This window comes from Vreelandella songnenensis (assembly GCF_003002925.1).
GTDB classification, from domain to species: domain Bacteria; phylum Pseudomonadota; class Gammaproteobacteria; order Pseudomonadales; family Halomonadaceae; genus Vreelandella; species Vreelandella songnenensis.
On sequence record NZ_PVTK01000001.1, the window covers coordinates 645,526 to 658,608 of the forward strand.

Consider the following 13,083-nt stretch of genomic DNA (forward strand, 5'->3'; position numbering starts at 1 on the left):
TGCGCCATATTCTAAAAAGTTATTTTTAGAAACATTTAAATATCAAAATAGAATATATGTTTTTTTGCGCACACAAAAAACCCCGCTTGTTGAGCGGGGTTTTTCAGCACGCTAGCGTTGACCGCTAGCGGCGAACATCAAGGGTTGTGAATTAGTTCACAACTTTGATGTTGGAAGCTTGAAGGCCTTTTTTACCCTGGGTGACGTCGAAGGAAACCTTCTGGCCGTCTTGCAGAGTTTTGAAGCCGTCAGCTTGAATTTCGGAGAAGTGCGCGAACAGATCGTCGCCATTGTCGTCCGGAGAAATGAAGCCGAAACCTTTAGTGTCGTTAAACCACTTAACGGTACCAGTTGCCATGATCGAAATCCTCGATATATCTTAATGTAAAGCCGGGCAATACCCGAATTGCAGTGGGTAGGACAAGAAACTTTCACCAGACTTACGCATGGGCGTTCGGTACTGCTGACAACGTTCGACTTGCTAACCAACTGCATAAAGCATGCGCTCAACAAAAGCGCACGTCAACAATAGGCTTGAAAAAAACTTAATGCAATGAATTTTCGTTTAAAACCCAATTCGCCGCCTTTTCGGCGATCATCAGCGTGGGTGAATTGGTGTTGCCGCTGGTGATCGTCGGCATGACGCCAGCGTCGGCAATCCGCAACCCCTTGATACCGCGCACGCGTAGCCGCGCATCTACAACCGCCATGGCATCGTCTGTACGCCCCATTCGCGTAGTGCCCACCGGGTGAAAGATCGTGGTGCCGATATCCCCCGCCAGACGTGCAAGCTCTTCGTCGGTTTGATACTCCACGCCCGGCTTCACCTCCTCGGGGGCGTACTTGGCAAACGCAGGCATTCCGGCAATACGTCGGGTCATTCTCAGTGAGTCGGCGGCCACCTTGCGGTCTTCCGGCGTGCTCAGGTAGTTGGGCGCGATGGCCGGCGGCTCGCTCGGGTCGGCGCTTTTCAGGCGCACTGTCCCCCGGCTGCTCGGGTTCAGGTTGCATACGCTGGCGGTAATCGCGGGGTATGGGTGCAACGGTTGGCCAAATGCTTCAAGACTCAGCGGCTGCACATGGTACTGAATATTGGGATGCGCGTACTCCGGCGCACTGCGGGTAAAGGCGCCCAGCTGTGAAGGCGCCATGCTCATGGGGCCTGTGCGCTTGCTTAAATACTCCCAGCCAATTCCCGCTTTCCCCCACCAGGTACTTGCCAAGGCATTAAGTGTTTTAGCCTTGGTGACACGATACACCGAACGGATCTGGAGGTGATCTTGCAGATTCTCGCCAACGCCCGGAAGATCCTGCACCACGTTAATGGCATGCGCTTGCAGAAGCGCCTTGGGCCCCACGCCAGAAAGCTGCAAAAGATGCGGTGTGCCGATGGCACCGGCACACAAGATCACCTCCTTGGAGGCCTTTGCCGTCAACTGCCGGCTCTGGCGAAGCAGCTGCGCCCCGCTGCAACGGGGCGTGCCCTGATCATCATCAAAGCAGAGCCGGTTCACTTGGGTGGAGTGCCATAAGGTCAGGTTGGCGCGCTTCAGCGCTGGGCGTAAAAAGGCCTTGGCCGTGTTCCAGCGCCAACCGTTGCGCTGGTTGACGTCAAAGTAGGCCACGCCTTCGTTGGTGCCGCGATTGAAATCCTCGGTGCGTGGAATGCCGGCCTGCTCGGCGGCGCGGGCAAAGTCATCCAGCACTTCCCACTTGAGGCGCTGCTTCTCGACCCGCCACTCGCCTCCATGGCCGTGAAAGTCACGATGCTGGGCATCAGCTTCACCGCCACCATCCAGCCGGTAGTGATCTTCATGCCTGATGAAATCTGGCAGGCAGTTTTTCCAGCGCCAGGCGTCATCGCCTGCCACCTGTGCCCAGTGGTCGTAATCTCGCGCCTGGCCGCGCATGTAGATCATGCCATTAATGCTCGAGCACCCGCCCAGAGTCTTGCCGCGCGGATAGATCAACGAGCGGCCGTTGAGCCCCTCCTCCGCTTCGGTCTTGAACAGCCAGTCGGTGCGCGGGTTGTTGATACAGTAGAGATAGCCCACCGGAATATGGATCCAATGGTAGTTATCGCGCCCGCCCGCTTCGATCAACAGCACGCGGTTTTCAGGATTGGCACTTAGCCGGTTGGCCATCAGGCAACCGGCCGTACCGGCGCCTATCACGATGTAGTCGAACGACGTTTGTTGTTGTGTCATTACTACTACCTTTATAAGCAACGCTTACAGAACATAGCGCAGATTCAAAGAGGCGCGCCAGGGCACACACTGAGCGATGCAGAAGGCAGAAGAAAAACAGTGAGTGAACGCTTTGAAAACAGAGTTGCCACAAGATTAGACAGACAGGCGGGTTGTCTACTAAAGTGGATAACGAACTTGATTAGACCAGTCGGTTTAGGCCGATATGGACCTTGAAGCGTTGATCTAAAGATAGGAGATCTTATGAGCAACAGCATCACTACTGTTAATCCGACCACCGGCGAAACGCTGAACACCTACACGCTGATGGATTCCAGCCAGGCAAAGCAGATTGTCGAGGCCAGCTACCAGGCCTTTCTCGATTGGCGCCTACAGTCACTTGAACAGCGCGCCAAGGTGGTCAAAGCCATTGGCCAAGCGCTAGGCGACAATAAGGAAGCGTTGGCCGAGCTCATGGTCAAGGAGATGGGCAAGCCGCCCGAACAGGCGCGCCAGGAAGTGGATCTGTGCGTAGGTATCTGTGACTACACGGCGGAGCAGGGTCCGAAAAAACTGGCCGATGAAGAGCGCAAACCCGGTAACGGCGAGCGTGGCTTCATTACTTATTCGCCCATGGGCGTCATCTACGGCATTCAGCCGTGGAACTTCCCGGCCTATCAGGTGGTGCGCTACTCGATCGCCAACATCATGGCGGGTAATAGCGTACTGCTGAAACACGCCGAAAACGTGACCGGCAGCGGCCTTTTGCTGGAAAAGATTTACCGCGAAGCGGGTCTGCCGGAAAACGTCTTCCGCACGCTGGTGATCTCTCACGATGTATCCGATGAAGTGATCGCCCATAAAGCCGTGCGCGGTGTCACGCTTACCGGCAGCGACGGCGCCGGGCGCAAGGTTGCCGCGAAAGCCGCCGAGAACCTGAAGAAGACCGTACTGGAGCTGGGCTCTAACGACGCGTTCCTGGTACTCGATGATGCTGATCTTGACGTTGCGGTGAACACCTGCGTGCAGGGCCGGGTCTTCAACGGAGGCCAGACGTGTGTGGCGGCCAAGCGTTTTGTGGTCACCGAAGCCAACTATGACGCCTTCAAGGAGCGCTTCGTCGAGAAGATGAAGTCGCTGAAAGTCGGTGACCCGAATGACAGTGATACGGACCTTGGCCCCATGGCGCGTGTCGATCTGCGCGATGCGCTGCACGAGCAGGTAGAAGAGAGCGTCAAGAACGGTGCCAAGATACTGTGCGGCGGTGAAAAACCCGCAGGTAAAGGCGCGTTCTATCCGGTCACCGTGCTGGACAACGTCACCCCCGGCCAGCCAGCGTATGATGATGAGCTGTTCGGCCCGGTAGCGGCGCTGATTCGTGCCAAGGATGATGAAGACGCCATGCGCATTGCCAACGACAGCCGCTATGGCCTGGGCGGCGGCATCATTTCCAAGGACACCAAGCGTGCCACGGAACTTGCCAGCAAGTACTTCGATACCGGCATGGTATTCATCAACGGCTTTGGTGTAGCCACCCCGGAAATGCCGTTTGGCGGCGTCAAGGACTCCGGCTATGGCCGCGAGCACGGCGGCTTTGGCATGCATGAGTTTGTCAACGCCAAGGCGGTCATCGTGGTCAGCGAGTAAAACCGCTTAACCGCGACGCTGCTGCGTCAAGAAGTGCGCCGCACGCCTATCAAGGCGTGCGGCGTTTTCTTTAACTGCCTAACCCCGCTGCAAAGTACGACGCTTGTAGAGCGTGACCAGTACGGCGACCACCACCCAGGTGACCAGCGCGGCAATCACATCATCCAGCACGATCCCCAGCCCCCCTTGCGCGTACTCGGCCAAATGAATCGGCGGCGGTTTCAGCGCGTCAAAAAAACGGTAAACCACAAAGGCAAGGGCCATTATCCATGGCGTACGCGCAGCCTGCATGCCGATCACTGTCAGCGGAAAGGCCAGATACTCATCGGCCACGATGCTGCCATGATCCAGCCCCGCGTAGTGCCAGGCAGCCACATGGCAGATAGGTACCGCCAGGGCCAGCAGCCCGGCCATGATCAGCCACTGCTGGCCGGTTGGACGGCCAAGCAGCCACCACGCCAGGGGTATCCCCAACAGGGAACCAAACGTGCCCGGTGCGACGGGAAGCATTCCCAAACCAAAGCCGGCGGCTATCCAGAAGTTGGCGGTATCCAGCATCAACCCGCCTGCACTGCCTGGCGCTCGAGCTCGCGGGCCATCTCTTCAGGCAGATTCAGGGCGCTGGCCAACTGATCAAGCCAGGCGCGCTCCATGGGGTTCTGGTCATCCACTACCGCTACGCTGATCAGGTACATCTCGCGGGCAGCCTGGGGCGAATCCGCCTCACGCGCTAGCGCCTCGGCGTCCAACGGTGTTTTCAACTGCTGCGCTACCCAGTCATGCATCTCCTGGTCAGCGCCCAGCGCGTCAATCTGTTCGGTAATCAGCGCCTGCTCCTGCTCGTCGATATGACCATCGGCGCGAGCGGCCATGATCATCGCCTGCAAGAGCTCCAGGCTGCGCCGCTCCTGAATCTCGCCGCTGAGCACCTCTACCCGCTCGCCTTCGGTTGCTTGCGCCCGGGAATCCGCACCACCGCCGCTCTTGGCCGCCAGGGAACTCTGCCACGCTTTCCAGGCCAGCATGCCCACGCCGGCGATGGCACCGTACTTGAGCACCTTGCCGCCCATGCTGCGCCCGCGTTTGGAGCCGACCAGCATGCCCATGGCGCCACCGCCGAGCAGGCTTTTGATATCCAGCCCGCTCGATGAGCTGCCCTGACCACCGCTGCCACCCAGCTGCTTTGAAAGGCCGCTCAGCATGCCTTTGACATCGACACCACTGCCGCCTTGCTGGCTACCGCTGGCCTGCTGCATCAACTGCTGAAGAATCTTGCTCGCGTTCATTCTTGTACTCCTTTGACGAATGAAATGGGGGTTCGTATAGCCACCGTTTGACCGACGCCAGGTCGATCAGGGTGCCAGCACGCCCTGCACCTGCACCGTACTTCCCTGGCGGCTGGCGCGCACCTCTATACGAACCGGCATCTGCTCCTTGAGTTCGCTGACATGGGAAATAATCCCGATCATGCGCCCGCCCATCTGCAGTTCGCTCAACATGTTGATAGCCTGGTCAAGCGCGTCCTGATCCAGGCTGCCAAAGCCTTCATCGATAAACAGCGTGTCCAGCTGTATGCCGCCGGCGTAGGCCTGCACCACATCGGAAAGCCCGAGCGCCAGCGCTAACGCCGCCATGAACGACTCGCCGCCGGACAGCGTGGCGACCGGCCGGTTCTTGCCGGTGTAGGTATCCGCCACGTCCAGCTCCAGGCCCGAGGCCTTGTTGCCTTTGGACGGGTCTTCCCGGCGCACCAGCTGATAGCGCCCACGGCTCATGCGCACCAGGCGCTCGGAGGCCTGGATCAGCACGTCATCGAGCAGCACGCCGAGCACAAAGCGTTGCAGGCTGATGCGGTGTCCGGTGCGGCCGTTGGCTATTTCGCTTAGCGTGCCCCACAACCGGTAATCCGCCTCGAGCTCGGCCTGGGCTGCATGCGCGGCGGCGAGTGTTCTACGAATACCTTCCAGAGTGTTACGCCGGCTGTCCAGGGCTCGCCACTCATCCAGCCGAGCCTGCTCTTCGGCCTGGGCTGCGTCACTCAACGCCTTGAGCGCCGGCATATCCGGCGGTGCCTGTTCGGCAAGCTGGGCGTGATAATTCTGCAACGCACCTTCAAGCTCCGCCAGGCGGCGCTGATACGCCTCTACCTGGGCGGTAAGCGACTGGCGCGCGGCGTCATCCAACTGGGCAGCGCCAAACGCTGCCTCATCTTCAAACGGGCTCTGGGCGAGGGCTGCCTGCCATTCGGCCTGCGCCATTTCAAGCGCCTGCCCACTGCGCTCCAGGCGCTGGGTCGCACCACTCAACTGCTCTTCGGCCCTGGCCTGCCGAGTCTGGCTATCGGCCAGCGCTTGGCGGGCCTGCTCCCACTCCTTCTCACGCGTGGCGATTTGCTGCTCCAGTACCCCCAGGGTTCGGCGCAGGGCATCGGGGTCGCGGGCGTCTTCAGGCAGCGCCTGGCTCAGCTGGTCGCGCTGGCTTTCAAGGCGCAACGCCTCTTCTCGCGCCTTTTCCACCGCTGGCCGCTGGGTCTTGAGGGTTCTGTCGAGCGCCCCCCACTCGCGCCGCAATCCCTCCCGTGCGGCGTGCTGCTCGGCGATATCGCGCTCAACGCGCAAGCGGCGCTGGGCCTGCTCGCGAAGGCTTTCGCAGGCGCTGTCCAGCGCCGACAGCGGTTGTTCGGCCCACGTGCCTAGCTGCTGGCGCAGCCGCTGGTGCTGTTCGCGGTGATAGCCGAACTGCTGGGCAAGCTGTGCCTGCTGCCGCTGGGCTTTTTCAAGCGTCTGCCGGGCAGTTTCCTGGGCGGCGCGAGCCTTTTCAACCTGCGCCTGAGTCACCACATCGCCACCCTCCGTCGCCGGTGACGGATGCTCCAGGCTGCCGCAGACCGGGCAAGGTGCCTGATACGCCAAGGTCAGCGCCAGCGCCGCGGCCTGACCCTGATGCCAACGCATCTCCTGCTCGGTGGCGTAGCGTTCGGCCTGAGTGGCTTCATCTTGGCGCTGGTCTAGCGCTTCACTTGCCCGCTGCTGCTGAACGGCCAGCTCCTGCCCTTGGCGATCAAGCTTCTCCAGCTCCTGGCGCTGAGCGTACAGCTGCTCATGGCGCTCAAGCGCTGAAGGGGCGCTGGCCAAGCGCTGGAACTCTTGCTGTAACTGTTCAAGGCGCGTGCCGATGGCCTCGCCTTGTTTACGAATGCTTTCCAGCTGGGCTTCATCACGCTTGAGCGCGCCGTCTACCTGCTGCCAAGCGCTCTGCGCGTGGACAAAGCGCGCCTGCAGTTCGCTTAACTGCTGCCCTTGGTGGATAAACTCGCCCAGCTGGCGGTGGCGTTCGCGTAGGGCGGGCAGCTCTTCACTGCGCTGACGGGCGGCTTCGAGTGCCTTGACAGCATGCTGAGTCTGCGCGTGCTGGGCAGTAAGCCCGGCCTGGGCCTGATGCTGCTCGGTTTGGGCGCTGGTTCGCGCCTCCTTTGCCTGCAACAGAGCCGTTTGCTGGGGGTGCAGTGCCTGGGCGCGCGCCGCCTGCTCCAAGCGACGCTGCGACTGCGCGATGGCGCCCTGCTGCTCAAGATGGCGGGCCTTGTCCGCGGCCAGCGCTTCGCGCGCCTCGAACTGACGTTGCAGCGCCTGGGCGTCGTTGCGCCGCTTTTCAGCCTGGCGCCTGCGCTGCTGTGCGACTTCAAAGGCTTGCAGTGCGCTCGCTACCTGCGGGGTCAGCGCCTGCCACTCCTGCTCCAGGGCGGGTTCGCTTTCCAGTGCGCCGCCGGTCAGAATGCCGCGGATATGCTGGCGGTGATCGTTCACCGCGCGCTCGATCTGGTTGGCCTGGGTGCGCAGGCGCTCTTCGATGCGCTGGAAAATGTGCGTCTGAAACAGCTGGGAGAAGATCTTTTCGCGGTCCTTGGACTCGGCCAGCAGCAGCTCACGGAACTTGCCCTGGGGCAGCACCATCACCTGGCGAAACTGGCTGGCATCCAGGCCCAGCAGCGTCTGCACCTGGGTGTTGGCATCGCTGACGCTTCGGGCTACCAGGCACTCGTCCTCTTCTCCCGTTGCGGTCAATGTCCATAACTGGGCTTCCGCGCTCTGGGTAGTGGTGCCTTCCCCCCGCGCCTTGGGCCGCTCCTGCTGGGGCACTCGGCGTACCCGGTAGGCGCTACCGCGAAGGTAAAAATCCAGCGAAACCTCGGTCAATAGTGAAGCATCCGCCTGATCGCAGCGCATCTGCGTGCCCGAACGCTCGTCGCCGGTGGTCTGGCCGTAGAGGGCGAAACAGATGGCGTCCAGAATCGAGCTCTTGCCCGCTCCTGTCGGCCCGTTGATCAGAAAAAGCGGGCTCTTGCCCAACTGTGCGAAATCGATGGTTTCAACGGCGGCGAAAGGCCCGAAGGCCTGCATGGTCAGCGCCAGCGGGGTCATGGGCCTTGCTCCTCATCACGCTTGAGCTCGCCAATCAGCTTGCTCATGGCGCTCGCCTGCTCGGTGTTCATGGGCTCGCCGCTGGTCTGCGCAAAAAAGTCGCTGAACATGTCCAGCGCATCGAAGCGCAGCCGCTCACGACTAAGCTGCTGGCGCTGCTGGCTGCCGAGCATGCCGGGCTTTTCCAGGTGCAGCACGTTGGGGTATACCGCGCGCAGTTTACCCATGGGATCGAGAATGGCGTGGCGGTCGGTCAGCCGCACCAGCAGGTAGTCATCGGCCTTGGGATCGCCTTGGCCCTGTGTCAGCAAGGCGTCAAGCTCACCCTCGAGCACGCGCACATCGCGACGCGGCGTAAGTGGAATGTGCTCGGTCTGAACGCTGCCCGCCTCGTCGATATCCACCAGCGTCACGCCCTTACGCTGGGACGCCTCGGAAAAACTGTACTTGAGCAGCGAGCCGCTGTAGCGAATATGTTCCCCGCCACGGAACTGCGGGCCGTGCAGGTGGCCAAGGGCCACATAGGTGAAGTGCTGCATGGGCTCCCAGGCGACGCTTTCCGCCCCACCCAGGGTGAGCGGCCGCTCGGAGTCTGACGCGCTGCCGCCATCCACGAAGCAGTGGCTCATGAGAAGCGTCGGGCGGGTAGCGTGGCGCTGCTCGTCGATACGCTCGACCAGATAGCGGTGGGCGCTGTCGAAATCGCGCACTTCAACGCCAAACTGGCTGCGCACGTATTCCGGGTCGGCGTAGGGCACGCCAAAGATATCGACCTCGAGGCCGCCAAGCGACAGGGTCACCGGGGAGAAGCAGTTGGCCAGATCAGAAAGAATATGCAGGCCAGCCTGGCGCAGGTGGCGGGCGCCGAAGCGCAGGCGTTCGGCGCCGTCATGGTTGCCTGAAATGATGACGACCGGCAGGCCGCGGGCCTGGCAAAGCTCGCCCAGCACGTCGTCGAGCAGCGTTACCGCCGCAGCAGGCGGCACCGAGCGGTCAAAGATATCGCCCGCGATAAGGACCGCGTCGACGGCTTCGCGATCGACTATCTCGATCAGTTGCTCTAGAACGTGGCGCTGGTCTTCAAGCAAAGAGACGTTGTGAAACAGCCGCCCCAGATGCCAATCGGCGGTATGCAGTAAACGCATGGCAGGCTCAACAGCAGGTTAGGTTGTAGCATCATAACAACCTAACCGTGCGGCGTTTAGCCCAAGCTGACCTGCTTTTAGGGCGTGATAGGCAACTGACGCTTATGCTCGGTGCGCGTGTAGGTCTTGATGATGGTGTTGTAGGCCTCATCGCTTACGGATTCGCCCACCAGGAAGGCGTCGATATCGACGTAGGTAACGCCCAGAGCTACTTCGTCAGCCAGCTGGGGCTTGAGCGTTTCAAGATCCGCAGTGGGCTGCTTTTCCACCAGCGCGGCAGGTGCCCCTAGCGCAGCACCCACTTCACGCACCTGGCTCTTGGTAAGCCCGGAGAGTGGCGCGACATCGCAAGCGCCGTCGCCATACTTGGTGAAAAAGCCCATCAGCGCCTCGGCCGCCTGATCCGTACCGACGACCAGGCCGCCCCGTGCGCCGGCAGCAGCATATTGCGCCACCATGCGCTGGCGCGCCTTGATATTACCCAGCACGAAATCACGCCTGTTGGCGTCTTCAAACGTCAGCTCGCCCTCTTCCAGCGCGTCCAGCAACGCATCGCTTGCCGGTTTGACGTCGACGGTGAGCACATGGTCCGGCTTGATGAAACCAAGCGCCTGCTGGGCATCGTCTTCATCATGCTGGGTGCCGTAAGGCAGGCGCATGGCGTAGAAGTAAGCATTCACCCCTTGATCGCGGGCGCGCTCGACGGCCAGCTGGGCCAGCCGGCCGCCTACAGTGGAATCTACCCCGCCACTAATGCCCAACACCAGGGCATGCTGACCGCTTTCCAGCATCTTTCGGCATAGGAACGCCACGCGGGCTTCCACTTCCTGCTCTGGGTCGATACGCGGCTTTACCTGCAATACCTGTTGAATATGCGACTGTGTCTCTGGGCGATCCGTCATCTTGGCCTCCTTGCGGTGTTATACCTGTATAAGCGGTGAATGCGTTTTAGCAGGCTAGGTCACAAATACAGCGGGTTCTACCTATCAATGGGCAGGTTGCCCTCGAGCATCTGGCGATGAAGCACGGGAATATTCTCCAGCGCGTAGTGCGCCGCGGCTAGACGTACCTCGTTGCGCTCGCCAGGGAAGCGCCGCGTTTCGGTTGCCAGATAGGTTTTTTGATCGTGGCGAAATGCCCAGGCAAAACACACTGTACCCACCGGAATGTCATCCTGGGGCTTGGGTCCTGCAATGCCCGTATTGGCCACACTAACGTTGGCGTCGCTGTTATCGAGCGATCCTCTGGCCATTTCCCGCGCCGTTTCTTCACTGGTAAGCCCAAAGGTATCGATCGTATCGAAACTGACCGACAGATAGCGATTCTTGGCTTCCGGCGAGTAGACGGCCAGGCCGCTATCGATAGATTGCCCGCTACCGGGCACGCGGGCCAGCTCGGAAACCATCAGGCCGGCGGTGCACGACTCGGCCGTTATCAGCTTGAGCTCGTGGTGCTGTAAATATTGGGTAACCCGTTCAAGCAATTCCATTGCACTCCTCCTCAACCCATCGCGTACGTATTGATTTACCTCCTTTAGATTATGGAAAACGTAGCGCGTCTCGGCGGGGATTCAAAACCCTTGGGTAACGTTCGCCATTTGTTAATAAAAAAGCGCAAAAAAGCCCCTATCACAGGATAGGGGCTCGAGGGATGCAGCGATAGCGCCGGTGGCGTTAGTCGCGGAAGGCGTCTGGATAATTGGTCAAGTCAACGCCCCAAAGCATAGGCAGCAGGAAGTAGACAGCAGCCACGATCAGCAACATGGCGGCGATATTGAGCCAGAATCCGTTACGCACCATTTCGATGATCTTGATCTTGCCGGTGGCAAAGATGATCGCGTTGGGCGGTGTACCCACCGGCAGCATGAAGGCGCAGTTGGCGGCCATGGCCGCCGGCACCATGAGTACGAAGGGGTGAATATCCAGCGCCAGCGCCAGCGACGCCAGTACGGGAAGAATCATGGTGGCCGTTGCGGTATTGGAGGTGATTTCGGTAAGGAAAAGCACCATGCCCGTGGCCAGCAGGATGACCAGCAGGAAGTTGACCCCTTCCAGCACGCTCATCTGCCCACCGATCCAGGACGCAAGGCCAGTGGAGCCGAAACCGGCGGCAATGGCAAGCCCGCCCCCGAACAGCAAGAGGATGCCCCAGGGCACGTCCTTGGCCACATCCCAACCCAGCAGGCAACCACCCTTGTTGGGCGAAGGCACCAGAAACAGCAGGATGGCAGCGACAATGGCGATCATGGTATCGCTGATACCAGGGATATTGATGATCTGGCCCTGCCACAGGAAAGAGCGGGTAATCCACATGAAGGCCGCGAACAGGAAGATACCCAGAACGGCTTTCTCTTCGAACGAGATAGTGCCCAGGGCCGCCTTCTCCTTCTTGATCATGTCCTTGCCGCCCGGCAGCTTGTTGAAGTTGATCGGGTAGATGACCCGGGTCAACAGCAGCCAGCTGATCATGAGCAGCGCCACGACCACCGGAAAGGCGAACATCAGCCAACCGGCAAAGGAGATTTCAACGCCGAACAGCTCGCTGACCACGGCGGCCAGAATGATGTTGGGCGGCGTACCAATCAGCGTACCCAAGCCGCCGATAGTACCGCCGTAGCCAATACCGAAAATCAGCGCCTTGCTGAATTTATCGATTTCGGTAGTGTGATCGCCTTCGGTCTTGTTCAGCTCCTGGGTGACCTGATAAACAATCGCCGTACCGATCGGCAGCATCATCATGACCGCCGCCGTATTGGACACCCACATCGACAGAAAGCCGGTGGCCGCCATGAAACCGAAGACGATGTTGTTGATGCTGGTACCCAGTACCGAAATGATCGTCAGCGCGATGCGCTTGTGCAGATCCCACTTTTCCATGGCCAGCGCAATCATGAAGCCGCCCAGGAACAGGAAGATGATCGGATTGCCGTAAGCCGCCGTGACAGCGCCTCCTTCCAGCGCACCGGTAATCGGCAGCAGCACGATGGGCAGCAGCGACGTTACCGGAATGGGAATCGCCTCGGTAATCCACCAGACGGCTACCCAAAGCGTGGTCGCCAGCACCATTCGCCCTTCAACGCTCAGGTCGGCCGGATGGAAAAACATCAGCACAAAGGCAAACAATACCGGCCCCAACACCAGGCCAATCTTTTGCGGCGTGGTATAGGCCGGCGGTTTTGGGCCTGGCTGGGAACCCGAACCACCCTGATTGTCATCAGAAGCAGTGGGTGCACGGGGTGTGCCTGATGTCGGCAGCGCACACATCAGCAGGTTTTTGACTTGGTCATGGGAATGCCAAAGCTGATCCCAGAGCGTCATTGTGGCAGTTCTGCGCATTGGAAAGGTACCGCTCGTGTCAGGTAAACGAAAAAGCACGTTAGAAGATTAGCGGGCAACTTACTGTCGCTTGGCAAGGACGTTCTCTTGCAAAGGCCCAACCATTTCTTGGCGCCCTTTATTCACTGCCATAGGCCATTAGTCCAGTAATTCACCCACAATTACAACCAAAGTCTAACAACTTTGGTTGTATGACGGCATCATCCTTTCCTGTTGGTCACTTTTTTACTCGACACATCTCGAATCAGACTTCAAGGCACGCGCTTGAAATGCTGAGGTTAATTGACGCCACCCTCTCCCATCCGGCGCTTCATGACACAGTTGTGACGCCATTATTAACTTTTTGTAT

General features: G+C 59.8%; 10 protein-coding genes. 1 reads left to right on the plus strand and 9 read right to left on the minus strand.

Annotated features, from left to right (window positions below; all coding sequences use genetic code 11):
* Nucleotides 1–151 precede the first annotated feature (151 nt).
* Nucleotides 152–358: a cold-shock protein gene (locus tag B0H98_RS02880; RefSeq protein WP_018916514.1), complete on the minus strand. Its 207-nt coding sequence runs from the start codon at nt 356–358 to the stop codon at nt 152–154.
* Between the two features lie 187 nt (nt 359–545).
* Nucleotides 546–2,207 carry a GMC family oxidoreductase gene (locus B0H98_RS02885; RefSeq protein ID WP_106373547.1) on the minus strand — a complete coding sequence of 554 codons (1,662 nt, stop codon included), beginning with the start codon at nt 2,205–2,207 and terminating at the stop codon, nt 546–548.
* Between the two features lie 243 nt (nt 2,208–2,450).
* On the opposite strand from B0H98_RS02885, the gene B0H98_RS02890 reads away from it, so the two are divergent.
* On the plus strand, nt 2,451–3,833 hold the full coding sequence (locus B0H98_RS02890; protein ID WP_106373548.1) for an NAD-dependent succinate-semialdehyde dehydrogenase: 1,383 nt from the start codon (nt 2,451–2,453) through the stop codon (nt 3,831–3,833).
* A gap of 78 nt (nt 3,834–3,911) precedes the next feature.
* Here the strand turns inward: B0H98_RS02890 and B0H98_RS02895 are convergent, their stop codons facing one another.
* The 7 genes from B0H98_RS02895 to B0H98_RS02925 form a co-directional block, all read right to left on the minus strand.
* A complete protein-coding gene (locus B0H98_RS02895; protein WP_106373549.1) occupies nt 3,912–4,391 on the minus strand; it encodes a phosphatidylglycerophosphatase A family protein in 480 nt (159 codons plus the stop codon).
* Nucleotides 4,391–5,119 (minus strand): tellurite resistance TerB family protein, encoded by a 729-nt coding sequence (locus B0H98_RS02900; protein WP_106373550.1) that lies wholly within the window; start codon nt 5,117–5,119, stop codon nt 4,391–4,393. The genes B0H98_RS02895 and B0H98_RS02900 overlap by 1 nt, the downstream gene beginning before the upstream one ends.
* A gap of 66 nt (nt 5,120–5,185) precedes the next feature.
* Entirely contained in the window at nt 5,186–8,254 is a 3,069-nt protein-coding gene (locus B0H98_RS02905; protein WP_106373551.1) for an AAA family ATPase, read from the minus strand.
* The gene (locus B0H98_RS02910; RefSeq protein ID WP_106373552.1) at nt 8,251–9,399 is read right to left on the minus strand and encodes an exonuclease SbcCD subunit D; all 1,149 of its coding nucleotides are present in this window, start codon (nt 9,397–9,399) and stop codon (nt 8,251–8,253) included. Before B0H98_RS02910 ends, B0H98_RS02905 begins: the two co-directional genes overlap by 4 nt.
* Nucleotides 9,400–9,476: 77 nt before the next feature.
* Complete coding sequence (nadE, locus tag B0H98_RS02915; RefSeq protein WP_106373553.1) at nt 9,477–10,301, minus strand: ammonia-dependent NAD(+) synthetase; 825 nt, start codon at nt 10,299–10,301, stop codon at nt 9,477–9,479.
* A gap of 77 nt (nt 10,302–10,378) precedes the next feature.
* Nucleotides 10,379–10,888: a CinA family protein gene (locus tag B0H98_RS02920; protein WP_106373554.1), complete on the minus strand. Its 510-nt coding sequence runs from the start codon at nt 10,886–10,888 to the stop codon at nt 10,379–10,381.
* Between the two features lie 184 nt (nt 10,889–11,072).
* The gene (locus B0H98_RS02925) at nt 11,073–12,716 is read right to left on the minus strand and encodes a DASS family sodium-coupled anion symporter (RefSeq protein WP_106373555.1); all 1,644 of its coding nucleotides are present in this window, start codon (nt 12,714–12,716) and stop codon (nt 11,073–11,075) included.
* Nucleotides 12,717–13,083: the final 367 nt, after the last annotated feature.